Origin of the sequence: Cupriavidus cauae (genome assembly GCF_026210475.1) — a bacterium.
Taxonomy (GTDB): Bacteria; Pseudomonadota; Gammaproteobacteria; order Burkholderiales; family Burkholderiaceae; genus Cupriavidus; species Cupriavidus cauae.
Window position 1 is genome coordinate 1,196,118 of the sequence record NZ_CP080293.1, and the last position, 20,701, is coordinate 1,216,818.

The 20,701-nt window shown below is 64.3% G+C and carries 15 protein-coding genes and 3 pseudogenes; 11 read left to right on the plus strand and 7 right to left on the minus strand.

Translation table 11 applies throughout. The annotated features are described in order from the left end of the window. Positions 1–17 precede the first annotated feature (17 nt). Entirely contained in the window at positions 18–1,094 is a 1,077-nt protein-coding gene (locus KZ686_RS05350; RefSeq protein ID WP_265633189.1) for a copper resistance protein B, read from the minus strand. Positions 1,095–1,116: 22 nt separating this feature from the next. Continuing rightward, on the minus strand, positions 1,117–2,973 hold the full coding sequence (locus KZ686_RS05355) for a copper resistance system multicopper oxidase (RefSeq protein WP_265633190.1): 1,857 nt from the start codon (positions 2,971–2,973) through the stop codon (positions 1,117–1,119). A gap of 191 nt (positions 2,974–3,164) precedes the next feature. Here KZ686_RS05355 and KZ686_RS05360 point away from each other — a divergent pair, with 191 nt between their 5' ends. Both KZ686_RS05360 and KZ686_RS05365 read left to right on the plus strand, forming a co-directional pair. Continuing rightward, positions 3,165–3,848 (plus strand): heavy metal response regulator transcription factor, encoded by a 684-nt coding sequence (locus tag KZ686_RS05360; RefSeq protein WP_265633191.1) that lies wholly within the window; start codon positions 3,165–3,167, stop codon positions 3,846–3,848. Continuing rightward, the gene (locus KZ686_RS05365; protein WP_265633192.1) at positions 3,845–5,227 is read left to right on the plus strand and encodes a heavy metal sensor histidine kinase; all 1,383 of its coding nucleotides are present in this window, start codon (positions 3,845–3,847) and stop codon (positions 5,225–5,227) included. Before KZ686_RS05360 ends, KZ686_RS05365 begins: the two co-directional genes overlap by 4 nt. Positions 5,228–5,255: 28 nt before the next feature. Here the strand turns inward: KZ686_RS05365 and KZ686_RS05370 are convergent, their stop codons facing one another. Then, positions 5,256–5,897 (minus strand): DUF305 domain-containing protein, encoded by a 642-nt coding sequence (locus tag KZ686_RS05370; RefSeq protein WP_265633193.1) that lies wholly within the window; start codon positions 5,895–5,897, stop codon positions 5,256–5,258. Positions 5,898–6,311: 414 nt separating this feature from the next. After that, positions 6,312–6,563: a hypothetical protein gene (locus KZ686_RS05375; RefSeq protein WP_265633194.1), complete on the minus strand. Its 252-nt coding sequence runs from the start codon at positions 6,561–6,563 to the stop codon at positions 6,312–6,314. Between the two features lie 74 nt (positions 6,564–6,637). On the opposite strand from KZ686_RS05375, the pseudogene KZ686_RS05380 reads away from it, so the two are divergent. Next, positions 6,638–6,976 (plus strand): annotated as a pseudogene (locus KZ686_RS05380) (multicopper oxidase domain-containing protein); the annotation flags it as partial. A 137-nt stretch (positions 6,977–7,113) separates the two neighbouring features. Here the strand turns inward: KZ686_RS05380 and KZ686_RS05385 are convergent. The 3 genes and pseudogenes from KZ686_RS05385 to KZ686_RS05395 form a co-directional block, all read right to left on the minus strand. Further along, entirely contained in the window at positions 7,114–9,747 is a 2,634-nt protein-coding gene (locus KZ686_RS05385; RefSeq protein ID WP_265633196.1) for an AAA family ATPase, read from the minus strand. Positions 9,748–10,004: 257 nt separating this feature from the next. Beyond that, positions 10,005–11,227 (minus strand): annotated as a pseudogene (locus KZ686_RS05390) (YifB family Mg chelatase-like AAA ATPase); the annotation flags it as partial. Between the two features lie 394 nt (positions 11,228–11,621). Next, a pseudogene (locus KZ686_RS05395) lies at positions 11,622–11,870 on the minus strand (accessory factor UbiK family protein); the annotation flags it as partial. Positions 11,871–12,251: 381 nt separating this feature from the next. Here KZ686_RS05395 and KZ686_RS05400 point away from each other — a divergent pair. The 8 genes from KZ686_RS05400 (at position 12,252) to ptsP (ending at position 20,544) form a co-directional block, all read left to right on the plus strand. Further along, the gene (locus KZ686_RS05400; protein ID WP_149317155.1) at positions 12,252–13,022 is read left to right on the plus strand and encodes a TorF family putative porin; all 771 of its coding nucleotides are present in this window, start codon (positions 12,252–12,254) and stop codon (positions 13,020–13,022) included. A gap of 60 nt (positions 13,023–13,082) precedes the next feature. Continuing rightward, positions 13,083–13,421, plus strand: coding sequence for a P-II family nitrogen regulator (locus KZ686_RS05405; RefSeq protein ID WP_006159494.1), 339 nt, complete (start codon positions 13,083–13,085; stop codon positions 13,419–13,421). Positions 13,422–13,492: 71 nt separating this feature from the next. After that, positions 13,493–15,031, plus strand: coding sequence for an ammonium transporter (amt, locus tag KZ686_RS05410; RefSeq protein WP_149317154.1), 1,539 nt, complete (start codon positions 13,493–13,495; stop codon positions 15,029–15,031). 518 nt (positions 15,032–15,549) lie between these two features. Next, entirely contained in the window at positions 15,550–16,845 is a 1,296-nt protein-coding gene (gshA, locus tag KZ686_RS05415) for a glutamate--cysteine ligase (protein ID WP_149317153.1), read from the plus strand. Positions 16,846–16,920: 75 nt separating this feature from the next. Next, positions 16,921–17,937: a glutathione synthase gene (gene gshB / locus KZ686_RS05420; RefSeq protein WP_149317152.1), complete on the plus strand. Its 1,017-nt coding sequence runs from the start codon at positions 16,921–16,923 to the stop codon at positions 17,935–17,937. 81 nt (positions 17,938–18,018) lie between these two features. Then, a complete protein-coding gene (locus KZ686_RS05425) occupies positions 18,019–18,474 on the plus strand; it encodes a PTS sugar transporter subunit IIA (protein WP_149317151.1) in 456 nt (151 codons plus the stop codon). Then, positions 18,443–18,712, plus strand: coding sequence for an HPr family phosphocarrier protein (locus KZ686_RS05430; protein ID WP_149317150.1), 270 nt, complete (start codon positions 18,443–18,445; stop codon positions 18,710–18,712). Before KZ686_RS05425 ends, KZ686_RS05430 begins: the two co-directional genes overlap by 32 nt. Before the next feature lie 50 nt (positions 18,713–18,762). Next, complete coding sequence (gene ptsP, locus KZ686_RS05435) at positions 18,763–20,544, plus strand: phosphoenolpyruvate--protein phosphotransferase (RefSeq protein ID WP_149317149.1); 1,782 nt, start codon at positions 18,763–18,765, stop codon at positions 20,542–20,544. Positions 20,545–20,701: the final 157 nt, after the last annotated feature.

Sequence of the window (20,701 nt, forward strand, 5' to 3'; positions counted from 1 at the left end):
GGGGTTAGAGAACGTGGTCAGAACCAAATACGAACACCGGCCACAAAGCGGGTCTCGCCACGACGACCGCCTGCCGTGCGAATCATGTCGGCGGTATTGCCGAATGTCTGATATCGCTCGACGCCGATATACGGTGCGAACTGCCGGTTAATCTCATAGCGCAGGCGCACGCCCACGGCGCCATTGGCCAGGCCGCTGCCGATACCGATTTCAGGGTCGTTCTTGCCGTAGAAGTTGGCTTCGATTCGCGGCTGCAGGATCAGACGCTGCGTAATCAGAAGCTCGTATTCGGCGGAGAGTCGAAGCGCGGTCCTGCCTTCGGTGCCGACGTAGCCGGTCGCATCGACTTCGAACCAGTAGGGCGCCAGGCCTTGCACACCGAACGCCAGCCAGTTCCGAGCCGGTCTGCCGTAGCCAGCATCGTTTCGAATACCGACCTGGGTATCCCAGAACGTCGCAATGGAATGGCCCCACAGCAGTTCGGTGCGAGCCTCGTGCACCTTGCCTTCTTCGGCCTCCCCTTCAGCCTTGATCACCAGCTTGTCGTAGGAGTTGCCGAACCAGGCCTGCGCCTCGTAGGACGCTGCATTACTGTCTCGGCCCTTGGTCCATTCCAGGCGATCCACCAGCACGGAAGCAAACAGATGTTCGTCCGCCATATGGAGCGTTCGGGTCGGCCCGAGCGCATACTTGCCGACCCCGAGTTGATAGCCACCGGAATAGCCATGCGGATCGCGCGCGTCGGGCGGAGCGCTGCCGCCTTGCATTTTCATGTCGCCGTGATCCATGCCCTGCATCGAGCCGTGATCCATGCCCTGCATCGAGCGGTGGTCCATACCCTGCATCGAGCCATGGTCCATGCCTTTCATTGAGCCGTGGTCCATGCCCGGCATCGAGCCATGGTCCTTGCCACCCTTACCATTTGCCTTGCCGACGGACTTCGATTGCGCGGCAGCGTTGGCCTTCCTGGTCGGATCCGCGGCCGAAGTGCCCGCGTGGGCCTCCGGGGAATGGGCGGCTTGCGCCCACGTCGTGCCGATGCCGGCGGACGTCAGGACCGCGGCAGCAAGAATCGTTGTTGTTCGCTTATGCATGGAATTTCTATCCAGTTGACGGTCAGGCCACTATCACTTCACGGAACATGCCCGCGTCCATATGCAGCATCAGATGGCAATGCCATGCCCATCGTCCCAATGCGTCCGCGGTAACCAGAAAGCTGATGCGCTGGGCCGGCTGAACGGGAATCGTGTGCCGCCGCGCCTGGAAGGATCCGTCCGCCGACTCCAGCTCGCTCCACATGCCGTGCAGGTGCATCGGATGCGTCATCATCGTGTCGTTGTGGAGGATCACGCGCAGGCGCTCGCCATGCTTGAAATAGACCGGTGTCGACTTGCCGAACTCCACACCGTCAAACGACCAGGTATAGCGCTCCATATTGCCGGTCAGGTGCAGCTCAACCTCGCGTCCAGGGCCCCGCTTGTCCAACGGACCACCGATGGTGTGCTGGTCAGCCAGCGTCAGCACACGACGACCGTTGTTGCGCAGGCCAATGCCGGGATCGTCGAGGTTGGTGCGCGCCATGTCCACGCGCATATCGGTGCTGGCCCCGTACTCGGTTCGGGCGTGCCGCGCCTTTGTGCTGGGAACCTTCAGCGGATTTCCCGCCGCCATGTTGCCCATGTTGTGCTGGCTATGGTCCATCGCCATTGCGGTGCCCGCCATGCCCTGCATGCTCATGCCATCATGGTTCATGCCTTGCATGCTGCCGTGGTCCATGCCCTGCATTGCCATGCCACCATGGTCCATGGCACCCATCATGTCCGCCATCGTCAGCCATTCGGCCTTGTCGAGCGCGGGCACCGGCGCGGTCAGACCTTCACGAACAGCCAGCGTGCCTCGGGCATAGCCGGTCCTGTCCATGGATTGGGAGAAAATCGTGTAGGCCTCATCTCGGGGTTCGACGACGACGTCATAGGTTTCGCCGGGACCGAACCGGAACTCATCGACGGTCACCGGTTCCAAGTTCTGCCCGTCGGCCTGTATCACCTTCAGCTTCAGCCCAGGGATGCGCACGTCATAGAACGTGTTGCCCGTGCCGTTGATGAAGCGCAGCCTGACCTTCTCACCTGGCCGGAACATGCCCGTCCAGTTGCCGGCTGGCGTGACACCATTGGTTAGATACGTCAGCGTGGCGCCCGACAGATCGGCCAGATCCGTCGGATTCATCCGCATCTCGTTCCACATCTTCCGCTTGGCCAGCGCGCTTTTCATGCCGTCGTTGGCCACATCGCGGAAGAAGTCGATGACGGTCGGCTGATTGAAGTTGTAGTAGTCGCTCTGGACCTTGAGCTTCGACAGGACCCGCATCGGATCTTCATCGGTCCAGTCGGACAGCAGAATCGTATAGTCGCGGTCAGCTTGAACGGCGTCGTAGCCGGAAGCCGGGTCGATCACGATGCCGCCATACACGCCCGTCATCTCCTGGAATCCCGAATGCGAGTGGTACCAGTAGCTGCCGGTCTGGTCGACCTTGAAGCGATAGGTGAACGTTTCGCCCGGCGCAATGCCGGGAAAGCTGATCCCCGGCACGCCGTCCATTTCGAACGGCAGGATGATCCCGTGCCAATGGATCGAAGTTGGCTCGCGCAGCCGGTTCGTGACGCGGATGGTGACGGTGTCGCCCTGACGCCACCGCAGCGTCGGGCCGGGCAGCATCCCGTTGATCGTGGTCGCCACGCGCGGCGTGCCGGTGAAGTTGACCACCGATTCGCCGATGACCAGGTCGAATTCGGTGCCACGCAGCACGGGGGCGGTGCCGGACAGCGTCTGGGCGGGACGGTCAGTCGCCTGCGCCCAAACGGTTCCGCCAAGGCCCGACAATCCCGCCATGACACCCCCTGCGGCCAGGCCTTGAACGAAGCGGCGGCGCGTTGGGTTGGGCAGCACAATACCGGCCGGTCGATCACGTCGCATGAATAGTCCCTTTTTGCTTGAATGGCCGCATAGAAGTCGGCATGCAGAGAGTAACGAGCAGGAGGCTACCGTCAACTTACCTGCACATTACATTCCGGTAATGTTGAGGTCACCCGCAAGTCGTCTCGCTAGACTAGCCGCACCGAGGCTCCCTTCCGGGAGCCGCTAGCCAATCCAATCGGACGCTCTAAATGAAACTGCTGGTGGTGGAGGACGAATCCAAGACAGGCGACTACCTTCGCCAGGGACTGACCGAAGCCGGCTTCGTCGTCGACCTGGTCGGCAACGGGCTCGATGGGCAGCACCTGGCGCTCAACGAATCGTATGACCTGATCATTCTCGACGTGATGTTGCCGGACCTGGATGGCTGGCACATATTGCAGTCCATCCGTGCCGCGGAGAATGCCGTCCCTGTCTTGTTCCTGACCGCGCGTGACAGCGTGACAGACCGCGTCAAGGGGCTGGAACTGGGTGCAGACGACTATCTTGTCAAGCCGTTCGCCTTCTCGGAGTTGCTCGCTCGGGTCCGCACGCTGTTGCGCCGGGGATCTGTGCTGGCCATTGACCGCATCCAGGTCGCTGATCTGGTCCTGGATTTGGGACGCAGGCGCGCATCCCGTGCCGGTCGCCGCATCCCGCTGACCAGTAAGGAATTCGCACTGCTCGAACTGCTCGCGCGCAGGCGTGGCGAGGTCTTGCCGCGCTCTCTGATCGCCTCGCAGGTGTGGGACATGAATTTCGACAGTGACAGCAATGTGATCGACGTGGCTATTCGTCGCCTGAGGGCCAAGATCGACGACGACTTCGAACCAAAACTGATCCAGACAGTGCGCGGGATGGGATACGTACTGGAAGCGCCAGAGGGAACGGAATGAGGCGACGGCTTTCGCTGACGATGCGGTTGACGCTGCTGTTCTCGCTGTCGTCAGCGGCGGTGCTGCTGGGTCTCGGTGTATTGATCTGGCTGGCCATGGACCGCCACTTTGCCAACGAGGACTACGTCATCCTCGGTGACAACATCCGCTTGATTCAGAAGATCACGCAGGAACGACCGACAGCACAGCTGCCCGCGCGCTTGGCCGAGATGGTGGAGCACCACCCCGGGTTCGTGGCGCACGTCCAAACCGCGCAAGGCCAGCTCGTCTATGCGACCAAGGGATACGACTTCGCGCCGACCTTGGCCGCCATCGCCCGGCTGAAGCCGAACGAAGACACCCTGGTGTGGCAGCAGAACGGGAAACAGTACCGCGGCATGCGAGCGCTGGCGAAAATGTCGGACCCGGCAGCGGCGCCATTGCGCGTCGTCGTGGGCATGGACACGGACATTCATGCGCATTTCATGCAGGCATTCCGGCAATCGCTGGCGTTCTATACCGCGCTGGCGGCGCTCGCCAGCGGCTTGTTCGGGTGGTGGGCGGCAAGGCGTGGCCTGGCGCCCTTACGGATGATGGCCTCACGCGCGAGCGGCGTGACCTCCAACAAGCTGGATGCACGCATGCCGGTGGAGGCAGTCCCAGTCGAAATGGCGGATTTGGCCGCCACCTTGAATGCCATGCTGGAGCGGTTGCAGGACGATTTCCGGCGGTTATCCGAGTTTTCGTCGGATCTGGCACACGAGCTGCGCACGCCGATCACCAACCTGATGACGCAGACGCATGTCGTGCTATCGCAACCACGGGATGCAGAGAAATACCGGGAGGTTCTGGCGTCCAACGCCGAGGAACTGCAACGCCTTGGCCGCATGGTTTCCGACATGCTCTATCTGGCAAAGATGGAGCACGGCATCACGCTGCCCAGCGAAGAGGAGATCAACGTAAGCGACGAAGTACGTGCGCTGTTCGATTTCTACGATGCGCTGGCGGAGGACAAGAGGGTGCATCTGCGGCTTGAAGGTCAGGCGCGGATCTTCGGTGATCGTCTGATGCTGCGCAGGGCGCTGAGTAACCTGCTTTCCAACGCGCTGCGCTATACGCCGGAGGGAAAGGCCATCCTGGTCAAGGCGAAGGAACAAGCCGGTGCCGCAACGATCGTCGTGGAGAACGAGGGCAAGGAAATCAGTGCGGACCTGTTGCCCTCGATCTTCGACCGGTTCTTTCGCGCCGACAAGTCCCGCAACCGGGCCGATTCCGACAGTGTTGGGCTTGGGCTGTCGATTACGCAGGCCATCATGTCGGCGCACGGAGGTCGAATTTCCGTGGAGTCGTCGGCGGGAAGAACTCGGTTCATCTTGACGTTCCCACGTCTCGCCAAGTAAATGCGGTGCTTCCGCGCCGGTCGACTCTTTACTGCTGCAGCGGACGCTCGCCGCGGAACGGCTGATAGTCGACGATGCCGAAGCGAGTTTCCAGCAGCTCGCGCATTTCGTCGATACCAGATGTCTGCTCATGCCACATCAATTTGCACAGGCGTATCAGCCTCTGATGGAGGCGATCTGCGCCGGTGATGCAAGCGTTCATCGGCTGCAGCAACGAAAAGTGATGGCGGCTGAAGGTTTCAAGGAAAGCGCGATCAAAGCTCGCGCCGGGCTGGGCCTGCTCCAGAGCCGTGAGCATCTGTTGCGCATCCTCTCTGATGCGGGGCTCGTGGGCAACGCCATACCAATCGCGCAGCAACATCTGCAGGTGCATGATCTGCTCTCTCTGCGCGCGATTCTCCATCCGGGCCATGGATTTGATTTCATCGAGAGCGGCCTTGGCAGGCGTAGCCGAAAATCCCGGCGTGGGCGACGTCCCTTCGTTTGATGAAAGATGTCCGCTGCGCTGCGGATCTGTGCCGGCGGCCAGCTCGGTCATCCTGAGCGCTGAAAAATGATGGTCAATGACCAACCGCATCAAACGAACCTCGAAGCCGGCAGTGTGGCCTCTGCCTGGCTGGGCGGCATAAGCAGCTGGCAAGACAAGCATGGCCATCAGGCCGGTCGTCATGAGATGTCGGACTGTCCGGGGCATCCACCGACAGGCCCCTGTCGACAGCGGCGATGGAAAGACGCGAGCAGGGTCGCGTGTAGCAGTCAATTGCATGGTGAGCTCCCAAGGTTGGGCGGGTTGCGATAGACCGGCGGAACACACGACTTCGCCGATGGGAATAATCAGCGACTCGGACGGTGCAACAGACGTGCCAGAGGTAGAACGTTTCAGGGGTCTGTCAGATTCGTAATGGGCCAGTAATCTGAACGTGGGGAAAGCACTCTTGCGTATCGCGATGTCGACTTGCCGCTGCGTTGCGCATCGGCTTCCTGAGAGTGTGGCCGCCAGCCAGAATTGCCATATTGCAAGAAATGCATTACGTCCGCTCGTGCCGGACGCCGTGTCGGGATTCGCAATCTGAGGTGGTCTGGGCTAGCAATGAAGATCGGTGTTGCGATGCCATGTGGACCCCAGTTGACTCTGGAGCGAGCCGAGGTACTCGTGGATTTTTGCGATGGCCAGCCCGCCGTCCTGGAAACGGGACCGGATGGCAATGCGCCGATGATGATGCGAATGATGGGCGGCGGCAATCGCCTGCGTGGTGAACGGCAGGCGATCATCAGGTTTGAGCTTCGGGGAACAGGCACGCGCAGCGCTCAGCAGCCCGACAAGCTCGTGACGCACCAGCGCTAGTCCGCGTCGAACGCCTTTGGTCGGCGGCGCATTGCCATGACCATGGGGACGCGCGGGATGAGAGGTGGCACGGAATGGGAGTGTTCGGCGTCAATGGCCGCCCGTTCGACATGGAGCCAATCGATGCAGAAATCAGGCGCGGCGACACAGAAGTCTGGCAGGTGTCCCCAGAGATGATGGCACACCCGTTCCATATCCACTGTGTTCACTTCGAAGTTCTCAGCCGAAACGGTTCACCGCCGGGTGTTCGCGATAAAGGGCTTTGCGACACGAACATGGTCGAGAACTCCGTCGAACTGCTTGTTCGGTTTTGCCATACCGCGGTAACGGCCCCGTACATGTACGACCGCCATATTCTCGAGCACGAAGATAACGGGAGGATGGGACAGTTCATCGTTCGCTGATCGGGTCCACATCAGGTCACCATGCCGCGGGCACTGTAAGGCACTTTCTACCGTTTGCACGTGTTCTCGCGCCCGGCACCTGGCAAATGCGTCGGCGTCGACTTGCAAGCCTACCCCGACCCCGCTCGTATTCAGATCTACGTCGCCAGGCCAGCTTGCTTGCGTCGCTTTTCCGTGGCGTTCTTGTTCTCATCGATCAACGTCAGCGCCGCCGCAAGCTGTTCCACGTCGGCAAGAAACTCCTCTGGTCCTGGCAGTGCCGGTGGCGCTTCGGCGCCGCCTTCGTGCGTGAAGTTCGAGCACCGCGTCATGCCGTTGTATACAGCAGCGGCTTCCGGATCGCCGACGGAAACGCACCGTAGCTTCGAGGTCTCAATGGAACGTCTGAAGCGCTTCACGGTGCCTGCGAACAGATGCTCCTCGATGAGCAGCTCCCAGGTGTCTCGCATCCTTCGGTAGCCGTTGCGCACCATGTCGTTGTACAGCTCATGGTTGTGCTGCTCTTCCAGTGCTTTCCTTGCTCGTTGAGCGTGGTCTCGAAGCTCATTGATTCTCGCGCTAAGCTTCTTTCCTTCGAAGGGGAGGCCGTCGCCGCAGAACCCTTTTTTCGCGCCCGCCGAGAAGACGTGACGATCCACGTGGGCAACGCCGTGCTTATCGGCGAAGTCCTTTAATGTCCAGGCAAAGGCTAGGTCGTGCGTAAACACAATGATCTGGCGCTTCTTGCCTTCGAGAACAAGGCGCTTCGCGATTCTCTCGCGACGCACATGGTCCAGCGACGACACGGGGTCGTCAAAGATGAGGCCCGACTTGCCGGGCTCAATGCCGATCTCCGCCAGGAACAGAGCCATGGCGATGACTCGCTGCTCGCCCTCACTGAGGATATCTGAGACCTTCGCGCGTGCGTGCTGTGGTGCGGTACGGAGCCTGAGCTGTTGCATGCGGGCACCTTTTTGCCCCGTCATCTCTAGGATGACATCTAGCCCGCCGAGGCCGAGATTCGCGAGCTCTTGCGTAAAGGCTGAGCGAAGTTCCTCCGTGACATGCGCTTCGTATAGCTCGGTCGTCTTGCCAGTGATAGAGCGAGTACTACATCCTTTTATGGCCTCGCCAAATGCATGATCACGCCTGTGCCACTCTATTGCTTCTAGCACCTTGGGGAGAAGCCCCGCAAGCTTCGTCCTAGCATCCAGATCGGCAAGCACCTTGCTCTTTTGCTCGCGCTCCTCAGGCGTCATCGCCTTCATAAGCTGCCCGGCCTCGTTAACATACCTGCCGTGCAATTCCTTTATGGTTGGTACCGGGGACGCAGGCAGCGGTTCCAGACGATCCAATTTTCGGTTCGGCGCCATTGCGACCACCCTCGCCTGACGAGCCTTCAGAGCGGTTGTGTATTCATCGATGGCGGCTGCCAATGTCGGTTCGCTTTCGTGGAGTTCGTCCAAGAACGCGCGATCAGATGGAAATGTGTCGAAGTTGAGTGATGAAATCGCTCGATACAGCTTCTTGGTGAGCTCGCGGGCCTCTGTGGCTTTTTTCTGCGCATCGGCCTCCAGAAACGCAACGAAGGACTTCAGCCTTTCCGTAGCTTCGTCGGCAAGCGGCTGCTGGCAGAGCACGCAGTACGCGTCGCGGTCTGGTCCCGGAAATTCGTGACCCGGGTACGCAACCTCTGTTGCATACTTCATCGCGCTGCGTAGCAAGGTCTCCCATAGCACAGTACCAGTCCCGACGACTTTTGCGCCCTGAGCCTGAAGTGTATCTGCTGCCAGCTTCGATGCAGCCTCTGCCGCAGCCATGGCAACGAAGGCAGCCGCTAGCTGGCCGATGGCCTCATCCAAAAGAGGGGCCTCCAAGGCTGCGAGCTCATTGCACAGGGTGTCAACGCGCGTTGCTTTGCGGCGGACGACTGCGGCGAGCTTGATCGGGTCTTCGTCTCCGAAAAGCTTGCTGAGCACGTTTCGCTCTGCCTCCTCTTCTTCCGACAACACGGCGAGTTTCTTAAATGCCTCCGGATCGCTTTTTCTTCCGAGTTGGGCGTGCAGCCGACCAACGACGGTCGAACCTGCGAGCGGTGAAAGTTGGGTCTGATCGAAGGTGTTTGCGGTTCTGTCGGCTTCAATCAGACGCTGGACGGCGCCGAAAGCATCGGAGAGTCCGTGAAGAATCTCCATGCCGTTGGGCACGAACAGGACCTTTGCCTGGTTGTCCACAAACACGCGTGCACAGTGGGCATCGAAGACGGACATCTGCGAAAGCGGGGCCGGCGGAACGGTTCCGACCGTCCACTTCTGCGACTGAGCTGCCTGCCCCTCGCTCCAGTCAAAGATTGCGCTGGTGGGCGCCGGACCCTTCAACTCAACATATACATCAGAAAGGAGGTCCTCGACGTTGCGTGCGCGACAGGCCTTTTTTAATATCCTTGCGTAGCCTGACTTCCCTGCGCCGTTGTGGCCATACACGATGGTCAGTCCCGCCGCCTGAAACGTCAACGCTTGCCCGGGATCAATCGCATTCAGGTACTCGGGCGAGCGCAGCGCGATCAAGCTGACGTCCGCGCCGGCGTGGGCATCCACAGGTAATGTCCTCGGGTCAAGCCGTACCGCGACGCGGCCCTCAGGGTCGGGCAACCCGTGCGCGGACTTTGCTAGGGCAGCCAAGTCCTGCAGGTCCTTAGAAGTCAGATTGCCGGCAATAAGCCGCCGCACTGCGTCATCGACCCACGCCGGCTGCTCTGCAGCCCAAGCCGCAATCTTCTGAATTATTTGCATCGGCCCGTCCCTGTTTCTTATTAGGACTCAATGTTGCCACAGGCGGAGGACTGACGACTTGGAGAACCATATCGACCGCGAATTCGCCTATGCCCTCACGCCACGATTGCAAAGCTCCTAGATCGCGGGACAAATCCGACGAAACGACACTTTCGACTCAAGGGAGCCGTCTCCGCCGACGCCCATCTATCGAACACGGACGTATGAAGCAGGGAGCCATACGACCTAACTCCTTAACAACTGACGCTTGTCACAAAAGCCGCGACGAACTGGAAGCGCGCCGGGAAGTCGGCCTGCCGGCCCGCACGCGAGATCGTGATGCGGCCGGATTCGAGCGGCTCGCGCAGGACCTCCAGCACGCGCCGGTCGAACTCGGGCAACTCGTCGAGGAACAGCACGCCGTGATGCGCCAGCGAGATCTCGCCCGGGCGCGGATCGCCGCCACCGCCGACCATCGCGGCCGCCGAGGCGGTATGGTGCGGCGCCCGGAACGGCCGGCGGCCCCAGCGCTCGCTCTGGAAGCCGGCGCCGGTCAGGCTCAGCACCGCGGCGGACTCGAGCGCCTCCTGCAGCGTCATCGGCGGCAGCAGCCCGGGAAAGCGCTGCGCCAGCATCGACTTGCCGGTGCCTGGCGGGCCGATCAGCAGGGCCGAGTGCTGCCCGGCCGCCGCCACCTCCATCGCGCGGCGCGCCTGCCCCTGGCCGCGCACGTCGCGCATGTCCGGCATGCCCGCGGACGAGCCATCGACGGGCGCCGCCGTCACGGGCCTGGCCCGCGCCAGCGGCGGGCCGGTGCGGGCCAGGTGCGCGCAGACCTCGGGCAGCGAAGCGGCCGCCAGCACGGTGATCGACTCCACCAGCGCGGCCTCGGCGCCGTTGCCGGCCGCGACCACGAAGGCGCGTGCCGGTCCGCCGGTTGTGTTGCCCGCCAAGCCGCACTCTGTGCCGCCCGCTGAGCCACCCGCTGAGCCACCCGCCAAGCCGCCGCTGAGCCACCCGCCAAGCCGCCCGCTGTGCCACTCGCCAAGCCGCTCGCCGACCCGCGCACCGTGCCACTCGCCGAGCCGCGCACCGTGCCGGCCTGCTCGCGCGCCAGCCCCATCGCCATCGCCAGCGCGCCGCGCACCGGCCGCAGCGCGCCCGACAGCGACAGCTCCGCCGCGAACTCGTAGCCGTCCAGCGCCGCCGCCGGAATCTGTCCGCTGGCCGCCAGGATGCCCAACGCGATGGCCAGGTCGAAGCGGCCCGATTCCTTGGGCAGATCGGCCGGGGCCAGATTGACGGTGATGCGGCGGTTCGGGAATTCGAAGCCGCAGTTCAGGATCGCGGCGCGCACGCGCTCGCGGCTCTCGCGCACCTCGGTCTCGGCCAGCCCGACGATGGCGAAGGCGGGCAGGCCGTTGGCCAGATGGATTTCGACCGAGACCGGCGGCGCGTCGATGCCGGTCAGGGCGCGGCTGCGCAGGACGGCGAGGTGCATGGGGGCGACCAGGGGAAAGAAGAAGAGGTGGAGGAAAGATGGACGAGGGTGATGGGCCTGGGCGACGGACCAAGGCGGTGGACGAATGCGGTAGACGAATGCGGTAGACGAATGCGGTAGACGAATGCGGTAGACGAATGCGGTAGACGAATGCGGTGGACGAAGGCGGTGGAAGGGCGATCCGGCATGTCACCGATTTATTAACGCCGCCGTAAACGCAGAAGGCCGCCGGTTGCCCGGCGGCCTTCGCATGACGTGAGGTCTGGCGCGTTCAGCCGGCCAGCCCCGGGTTTGCCGGCCCGGTGCCCGGCTCGGGCGTGGTCGAGCCCGGTACCGAGGTGGCCGAGGCCGTGGTGCCGGCGCCGGCGGTGCCGACCGTGGCCGGGCCCACACCCGCCGCGCCCGCCATGCCGGCGCGCCGTTCCAGGTCCGCGACTCGCATCTCCAGCTCCTCGAGCCGTGCGCGCGTGCGGGCGAGCACCTGCGACTGCACGTCGAATTCCTCGCGCGTGACCAGATCGAGCTTGGCAAAGCCCTGGGTCATCATGCTGCGGACGTTCTTCTCGATGTCCTTGGCGGGCGAATTGCGCAGGACCTCGCTGACCTTGCTCTGCAGGTCGTTGAAGAGATCGGTGGGTTTCATCGTTTCTCCTTCTGCACCGTGGGGGTGCATCGATCGGGGGCGGCGGGAGCGGCCGGATGGGCGCATCTGCACGGTATCGGTGCAGCGCGCGCCCGTGGCGGCGGCCGGCACCAGCCGGTGGCATGGGCGGATTATGGCCCGTGAAGCGCGCCGGGAAAAGCGGCTTCGCCCCGCCGGACACAGCATTTAACCCGGCGCGGCGCGCCCAGCCCCGTGTTGCGGGCTTTTCGAAGGCAGATGGAAACCGGCTTGCATACGAGGCGTTCAGCGTGCCGTCAGGGCTGTCCATGCGCGCCCGCGCCACGCCGGACCCTGGCATGGCAGTTGCAGTATCCGCCCTGACAGAGAAGTCCCGAGCCCAAGGAAAAGGAGAAGAAATCCATGAAGACGCTGGCCCTCGCCATCGGCGCGCTGACGCTGTGCGGTTCCGCCACCACCGCACTGGCGCAGAGCGCGCCCGCGACCGCCGAAGCGGCCTCGCCGCATACGTTCACGGCGAACGTGACGCTGGCCTCCGAATACCGCTACCGCGGGATCATGCAGACCAATCGCCGGCCGGCGATCCAGGGCGGCTTCGACTACAGCCATGCGAGCGGCTTCTACGCGGGCAACTGGAACTCGAGCATCAGCTGGCTGAACGACAGCAACGACGAGGTGTCGGCCCCGATCGAGATGGACTTCTACGCCGGCTTCAAGAACACCTTCGGCGACGGCAAGTGGAACTACGACGTCGGCGTGCTGCAGTACTACTACCCCGGCGACTATCCGGCCAACTTCACCCGCCCGTACACCACCGAGCTGTACGCGGGCATCGGCTACGGCCCGGTGTTCCTCAAGTATTCGTACGCGCCGACCAACCTGTTCGGCTTCTACGACAGCAAGAACAGCTGGTACGTCGACCTGTCGGCCAACGTGCCGCTCGAGTTCTGGGGCCTGACGCTGAACGCGCACGTCGGCTACCAGAAGGTGCAGAACGTGTCGGACGCCTCGTACACCGACTGGAAGCTCGGCCTGACCAAGGACCTGGGCAACGGTTTCTCGGCCGCGGTCTCGTATGTCGACACCAATGCCAAGCGCGGCGTCTACACCAACACCTCGGGCCGCTACATGGGCAAGGCCACGGTGGTTGCCACGCTCACCAAGACTTTCTAATTCACGGTCAGCACGAGCGGGCCCCGGCTGGAACGGGGCCGCGCTCTCAGGAGAACACGGATGAAACTGATCATCGCCGTCATCAAGCCGTTCAAGCTCGACGAAGTGCGTGAAGCGCTGTCGGACGTGGGCGTGTCCGGCATCACCGTTACCGAGGTCAAGGGCTTCGGCCGGCAGAAGGGCCATACCGAGCTGTACCGCGGCGCCGAATACATCGTCGACTTTCTGCCCAAGGTCAAGATCGAGGTGGCGGTGCCCGACGACGTGGTCGACCGCGCCATCGAGGCGATCGAGAAGTCGGCCCGCACCGGCAAGATCGGCGACGGCAAGATCTTCGTCGCACCGATCGAGCAGGTCATCCGGATCCGTACCGGGGAGACCGGCGGCGACGCCCTGTAACGGCACGCCGGACGCAAACACACACGCGATACAAGCCACAAGCGCGACAAAAGCGACAAGAGGGTATTCAGATGACTAGCTGGTTCAAACGATTCCTGACGGCCGGCGCGATGGCGCTGGCCCTGGGCACGGCGGGCATGGCGCTGTCCGGCCCGGCCGCGGCCCAGGACAAGCCCGCCGCCGAGGCTTCGGCCGCCGCCACGGCGCCTGCCGCCCCGGCTGCCGCGCCTGCTGCGCCTGCCGCCGCAACGGCCCCGGCTCCCGCAGCCGCGGAAGCCGCGGCGCCCGCCGCCGCGCCGACCCCCAACAAGGGCGACGTGGCCTGGCTGCTGATGTGCACGGCCTTCGTGATCCTGATGACGCTGCCCGGCCTGGCGCTGTTCTACGGCGGCCTGGTCCGCTCGAAGAACATGCTGTCGGTGCTGATGCAGTGCCTGGTGATCTTCTCGCTGGTGGCGCTACTGTGGGCCATCTACGGCTACAGCTTCGCCTTCACCGAGGGCAACGCCTTCTTCGGCGGCACCGACCGGCTGTTCATGAAGGGCCTGACGCCGGAAGCGGTGACGGCGACCTTCAGCAAGGGCGTGGTGATTCCGGAGCTGGGCTTCTTCGCCTTCCAGTGCGCGTTCGCGGCGATCACCTGCAGCCTGATCATTGGCGCCTTCGCCGAGCGCGCCCGCTTCTCCGCGGTCCTGGTGTTCATCGTGCTGTGGTTCACCTTCGCCTATATCCCGATGGCCCATATGGTCTGGTTCTGGCCCGGTCCGGATGCCTACACCGACGCGGCGGCCGCCGAGGCGGCGACGGCCAAGGCCGGCTGGCTGTTCCAGAAGGGCGCGCTCGACTACGCCGGCGGCACCGTGGTGCATATCAACGCCGCGGTGGCGGGCCTGGTCGGTGCCTACATGTTCGGCAAGCGGATCGGCTTCGGCCGCGAGGCGCTGCGCCCGCACAGCCTGACCTTCACCATGGTCGGCGCCTCGCTGCTGTGGTTCGGCTGGTTCGGCTTCAACGCCGGCTCGGGCCTGGAAGCGAGCGGCGGCGCGGCGCTGGCCTTCGTCAACACGCTGCTGGCGACCTGCGCGGCGGTGCTGGCGTGGACCTTCGGCGAGTGGATCACCAAGGGCAAGCCGTCGATGCTGGGCGGCGCGTCCGGCGCGGTGGCCGGCCTGGTGGCGATTACCCCGGCCGCCGGCTTCGTCGGCCCGATGGGCTCGATCGTGATGGGCCTGGTGGCGGGCCTGCTGTGCCTGTGGGGCGTGACCGGCCTGAAGCGGCTGCTGGGCGCGGACGACTCGCTGGACGTGTTCGGCGTGCATGGCGTCGGCGGCATCGCCGGGGCGATCCTGACCGGCGTGTTCGCGGCGCCGAGCCTGGGCGGCGTGGGCATCTACGACTACGTGGCCAACAAGGTCTCGGACAACTATTCGATCGCGAGCCAGGTCTGGGTGCAGACCGAGGGCGTGCTGACCACCGTGGTGTGGTCGGCGGTGGTGGCCTTCGTCGCCTTCAAGCTGGTGGACCTGCTGATCGGCCTGCGCGTGCCCGAGGACGAGGAGCGCGAAGGCCTGGACATCACCTCGCACGGCGAGACCGCCTACGAGGCCTGATGCCGGCGAAACATGCGATGCGGGGACCCACGGCTTGCCGCCCCCGCAGCGCCCACGGTGTTGTGCTGGAGAGCTGATTGGGAATCTTCTCTCAGGAGTTTTGCCCGGCCGCGTGCCGGGCTTTTTTATTGGCGGACCGCCGGCAAAGCCAGCACTGGCGCGGCTTGCCGCCAGGTTGGCAAGCACTGTTCGCCATCCGCTTAAATCCGAATTCAATATCCTTCATTTGTGTTAAGGACAGCACCCGCATAGAGTGCAGGTGAGGCAGTTTCCTCCACCTGCAGAACGCTCCCCGTATCTGTCAGGCCACTTGAAACGCGGCGAAGCCGCGTTTTTTTTTGCCCTCGCGACGGCGCTCCCCGCGCTCTTTGAATTCCGCGGCCCATCCCCATATTGTTAGCCCAAGGCGGAAACGATCGGACATTTTCCCGTTTCGCCGGCATTGGCATGCCATCTGCATGCAATTGGCCGTTCCTCTACAATCGGGGCGGACGATAAAGACGATCAATAGGATGGATATGGTCCCGCACCTCATCACCGCGCTGAACGGCCCCCTGCTCGAACTGGAAAAGAAGATACTGGACGCGACCCCGTCCATCGAGCGGTGGTTCCGTCTGGAATGGCAGGAGCATACCCCTCCGTTCTACTGTTCGGTCGATCTGCGCAACGCCGGCTTCAAGCTGGCCCCGGTCGATACCAATCTGTTCCCCGGCGGTTTCAACAATCTGGCGCCCGAAATGCTGCCGCTGGCGGTGCAGGCGGCGATGGCGGCGATCGAGAAGATCTGTCCGGACGCCAAGAACCTGCTGCTGATCCCCGAGCGCCATACCCGCAATATGTTCTATCTGCAGAACGTGGCGCGGCTGTCGCTGATCATGCGCCAGGCGGGGCTCAATGTCCGGCTGGGCTCGCTGTCCGAGGACATTACCGAACCGACCCCGATCGAGCTGCCCGACGGCCAGACCCTGGTGGTCGAGCCGCTGACCCGGCTGGGCACCAAGGACCGCCGGCTGGGGCTCAAGGACTTCGATCCCTGTTCGATCCTGCTGAACAACGACCTGTCGGCCGGCGTGCCGCCGATCCTCGAGAACATCAACGAGCAGTACGTGCTGCCGCCCCTGCACGCGGGCTGGTCGACGCGGCGCAAGTCCTCGCACTTCTCGGCCTATGACGAGGTCGCCAAGAAATTCGCCAAGCTGATCGATATCGACCAGTGGATGATCAACCCGTACTTCGCCAAGGTCGGCGGCATCGACTTCCATGAGCGGGTCGGCGAGGACGCGCTGGCCGACGCGGTCGAGGGCGTGCTCAAGAAGATCGCCAAGAAGTACCGCGAGTACGGCATCAAGGAAACGCCGTACGTGGTGGTCAAGGCCGATGCCGGCACCTACGGCATGGGCGTGATGACGGTGCGCGATCCGGCCGAGGTCAAGGGCCTGAACCGCAAGGAACGCAACAAGATGAGCGTCGTCAAGGAAGGCCTCGAGGTCAACGACGTGATCATCCAGGAAGGCGTGCATACCTTCGAGAAGGTCAACGAGGCGGTGGCCGAGCCGGTGGTCTACATGATCGACCGGTACGTGGTCGGGGGCTTCTACCGCGTCCATACCGGCCGCGGCGTCGACGAGAACCTGAACGCGCCGGGCATGCATTTCGTGCCGCTGGCGTTCGCGCCCAACAGCATTCCGGACACGCATGCCAAGCCGGGCGCGGCGGTGCCCAACCGGTTCTACATGTATGGCGTGGTGGCGCGGCTCGCGCTGCTGGCGGCCTCGCTGGAACTGGAAAAGACCGACCCCAACCCGATCCTGTAACGGGGCAACGGGCACAACGGGCACAACGGGCACGACCACGACCGACAACGGGCACGACAACCGGAACTCGCCAGCATGCGCATTCTGTTCATTACCGATCCGCTCGAGACCTTCAAGACCTACAAGGACTCCACCTACGCGATGATGGTCGAGGCCGCCTCGCGCGGCCACGAGCTGTTCTTCTGCCTGCAGTCGCAGCTGTCGCTGGTCGGCGGCGCGGTGGAGGCGGTCGCGCAGCGGCTGCATCTGCTGGAGGCCGGGCAGGGCAACGATGACGGTCACGATCACGCCCATGACCACGGCCATGGCCACGCCGCCTGGTTCCGCCTCGATGCCCCGGCGGCGATGCCGGTGCCGGCCTTCGACGCGGTGCTGATGCGCAAGGACCCGCCGTTCGACATGGAGTACGTGACCAGCACCTGGCTGCTGGAGCTGGCCGAGTCGCAGGGCGCCAACGTCTTCAACAAGCCGCAGGCGATCCGCGACCATTCCGAGAAGGTGGCGATCGCGCAGTTCCCGCAGTTCATCACGCCGACGCTGGTCACGCGCGATGCGGCCCGCATCCGCGCCTTCCATGCCGAGCATCGCGACATCATCGTCAAGCCGCTGGACGGCATGGGCGGCATGGGCGTGTTCCGCGTCGGCGCGGACGGCATGAACCTGGGCGCGATCATCGAGACGCTCGGGGCGAACGGCGCGCGCACGCTGATGGCGCAGCGCTATATCCCCGCGATCAAGGACGGCGACAAGCGCATCCTGCTGATCGGCGGCGAGCCGGTGCCGTACGCGCTGGCGCGCGTGCCGATGGCCGGCGAGGTGCGCGGCAATCTGGCGGCGGGCGGCACCGGCCGCGCGCAGCCGCTGTCGGAGCGCGACCGCGAGATCGCGCAGACGCTGGCGCCGGTGCTGTGGCAGCGCGGCCTGCTGCTGGTGGGACTCGACGCGATCGGCGACTACCTGACCGAGGTCAACGTGACCAGCCCGACTTGCTTCCAGGAGATCATGCAGCAGACCGGTTTCCCGGTGGCCGGCATGTTCATCGACGCGCTGGAGCGGGCGGTCGCGGCGCGGGCGGCCGCGAAGGGCGCCTGAGCGCGGGCGCCGGACTGCTTTCACGCGACGGCGCCGTTACCCCGCCTGCTACAATCGCGGCAATCCACAGGATTCACCATCATGGCAGGCATTCTGATCATCGCGCACGCGCCGCTCGCTTCCGCGCTGCGGGACTGCGCCGCGCATGTCTATTGCGGCGAGCCCAAGCGGCTCGAGGCGATCGACGTCGCTCCGGATGCGGAGCCCGCGGCCGTGCTGGCCGAGGCGCGCCGATGCCTGGCCTCGGTGATCGAAGACAATGGGGCGCTGGTGCTGACCGACATCTTCGGCGCCACCCCCGCCAATATCGCCGCCCGGCTCGCCGAGCCGGGCCGGATCAAGGTGCTCGCCGGCGTCAATCTGCCGATGCTCGTGCGGGCGATCTGCTACCGCTCCGAAAAGCTGGACCAGCTCGCCACCAAGGCGCTCGCCGGCGGCTCGCAAGGCGTGCTGCAGATCGGCTCGACCACCGTACAGAACCAGATCGCCAATCACCCCGACAAGTATGCTGCAGAGGGACATCACCATCATCAATAAGCTCGGGCTGCATGCCCGCGCCTCCGCCAAGCTCACGCAACTGGCGGGCAGTTTTGTCAGCCAGGTCAGGATGTCGCGCAACGGGCGCCAGGTCGACGCCAAGAGCATCATGGGTGTGATGATGCTGGCCGCGGGCATCGGCTCGACGGTCACGATCGAAACCGAGGGACCCGACGAGCAGGAGGCGATGGATGCGCTGACCGCGCTGATCGCCAACCGCTTCGGCGAGGGAGAGTGAGGGCGCAGGCCCTGTCCGGATTTCATCAACGTTCCTGAACGGAGCGGTTCATGCCATTCGCCCTGCACGGCATCCCAGTCTCGCGCGGCGTTGCGATCGGGCGCGCCCACCTGCTGGCGCCGGCCGCGCTCGACGTGTCCCATTACCTGGTCGACGAAGACCGGCTCGAGGACGAGGTGCTGCGGCTGCGCAACGCGCGGACCGCGGTGCGGGCCGAACTGGCGGCGCTCAAGCGCGACCTGCCGCGCGATGCGCCGGAGGAGATGGGCGCCTTCCTCGACGTGCACGCGATGATCCTCGACGACGAGATGCTGTCGCGCGAGGCCGAAAGGCTGATCCGCGAGCGCCGCTACAACGCCGAATGGGCGCTGACGACGCGGCTCGAGGACCTGATGCGCCAGTTCGACGAGATCGAGGACGAATACCTGCGCGAGCGCAAGGCCGATATCGAGCAGGTGGTCGAACGGATCCTGAAGGTGCTGGCCGGCGCGCCGGTGCTGACGCCGGCGCCGGTGCCCGCGGTGGCGGCCGACGGCCAGCCCACCCCCGGCGTGATCGTGGTCGCCCACGACATCTCGCCGGCCGACATGCTGCAGTTCCGCCATACCGTGTTCCACGGCTTCGTCACCGACCTGGGCGGGCGCACCTCGCATACCGCGATCGTCGCGCGCAGCCTCGACATTCCGGCCGCGGTCGGCGTGCAGAACGCGAGCGAGCTGATCCGCCAGGATGACTGGATCATCATCGACGGCGATGCCGGGCTGGTGATCGTCGACCCGACGCCGATCATCCTCGAGGAATACCGTCATCGGCAGAGCGAGCGGGCGCTCGAGAACAAGCGGCTGCAGCGGCTGCGGCATACGCCCGCGGTGACGCTGGACGGCATCGAGATCGATCTGCTGGCCAATATCGAGATGGCCGAGGACGCGTCCGCCGCGCTGGCCGCCGGCGCGGTCGGCGTGGGCCTGTTCCGCTCCGAATTCCTGTTCATGAACCGGCGCGGCGAACTGCCCGGCGAGGACGAACAGTTCGAGGCCTACCGCCGCGCGGTCGAGGCGATGCGCGGGCTGCCGGTCACCATCCGCACCATCGACATCGGCGCCGACAAGCCGCTGCTGGATTTCCGCGACGGGCGCGACGGCCGTGCCGAGGAATACGAGACCGCGCTCAATCCCGCGCTGGGCTTGCGCGCGATCCGCTGGTCGCTGTCCGAGCCGGCGATGTTCCTGACCCAGCTGCGCGCGCTGCTGCGCGCCTCGGCCTTCGGGCCGGTGCGGCTGCTGTTCCCGATGCTGGCGCATGCGCGCGAGATCGACCAGACGCTGGAACTGGTGGCGCGCGCCAAGCACGAGCTCGATCAGCGCGGGGTCGCCTACGATCCCAACCTGAAGGTCGGCGCGATGATCGAGATCCCGGCCGCGGTGCTGCTGCTGCCGCTGTTCCTGCGGCGCATGGACTTCCTGTCGATCGGCACCAACGACCTGATCCAGTACACGCTGGCGATCGACCGCGCCGACAACGCCGTCGCGCATCTGTACGACCCGCTGCATCCCGCGGTGCTGCAACTGATCGCGCGCACCATCCGCGAGGCAAATCACGCCGGCGTGCCGGTCGCCGTCTGCGGCGAGATGGCGGGCGACCCGGCGATGACCCGGCTGCTGCTCGGCATGGGCCTGCGCGAGTTCTCGATGCACCCCGCCCAGCTGCTGCGCGTCAAGCAGGAGATCCTGCATGCGGACTGCACCCGGCTGGAGGGCCTGGTCGAACAGGTGCTGTGCGCCTACGAGCCGGAAGAGGCCGCCGCCGCGCTGGCGCGACTGTCACAACCCTGAAACTCGCGGGGTTATAGCGGCCCTTCCTTGTGCTCCATAAGTGCTTCTTGGACCGCGTGGCGAGCCGCCACGTGACGGCCTAAGCCCTTGATTTGGAAGGAAGTGATTCCAATTCCCCTATGATGTTTCTGTTTCTTAATGGGAATTGTTATCATTT

Coding starts and splice junctions, on each gene's coding strand:
- KZ686_RS05355 (WP_265633190.1), bottom strand. CDS start 2,973: ATGCGACGTGATCGACCGGCCGGTATTGTGCTGCCCAACCCAACGCGC.
- KZ686_RS05365 (WP_265633192.1), top strand. CDS start 3,845: ATGAGGCGACGGCTTTCGCTGACGATGCGGTTGACGCTGCTGTTCTCG.
- gshA (WP_149317153.1), top strand. CDS start 15,550: ATGGTCCCGCACCTCATCACCGCGCTGAACGGCCCCCTGCTCGAACTG.
- KZ686_RS05425 (WP_149317151.1), top strand. CDS start 18,019: ATGGCAGGCATTCTGATCATCGCGCACGCGCCGCTCGCTTCCGCGCTG.
- gshB (WP_149317152.1), top strand. CDS start 16,921: ATGCGCATTCTGTTCATTACCGATCCGCTCGAGACCTTCAAGACCTAC.
- KZ686_RS05350 (WP_265633189.1), bottom strand. CDS start 1,094: ATGCATAAGCGAACAACAACGATTCTTGCTGCCGCGGTCCTGACGTCC.
- KZ686_RS05370 (WP_265633193.1), bottom strand. CDS start 5,897: ATGACGACCGGCCTGATGGCCATGCTTGTCTTGCCAGCTGCTTATGCC.
- KZ686_RS05385 (WP_265633196.1), bottom strand. CDS start 9,747: ATGCAAATAATTCAGAAGATTGCGGCTTGGGCTGCAGAGCAGCCGGCG.
- KZ686_RS05360 (WP_265633191.1), top strand. CDS start 3,165: ATGAAACTGCTGGTGGTGGAGGACGAATCCAAGACAGGCGACTACCTT.
- KZ686_RS05430 (WP_149317150.1), top strand. CDS start 18,443: ATGCTGCAGAGGGACATCACCATCATCAATAAGCTCGGGCTGCATGCC.
- KZ686_RS05405 (WP_006159494.1), top strand. CDS start 13,083: ATGAAACTGATCATCGCCGTCATCAAGCCGTTCAAGCTCGACGAAGTG.
- amt (WP_149317154.1), top strand. CDS start 13,493: ATGACTAGCTGGTTCAAACGATTCCTGACGGCCGGCGCGATGGCGCTG.
- KZ686_RS05400 (WP_149317155.1), top strand. CDS start 12,252: ATGAAGACGCTGGCCCTCGCCATCGGCGCGCTGACGCTGTGCGGTTCC.
- ptsP (WP_149317149.1), top strand. CDS start 18,763: ATGCCATTCGCCCTGCACGGCATCCCAGTCTCGCGCGGCGTTGCGATC.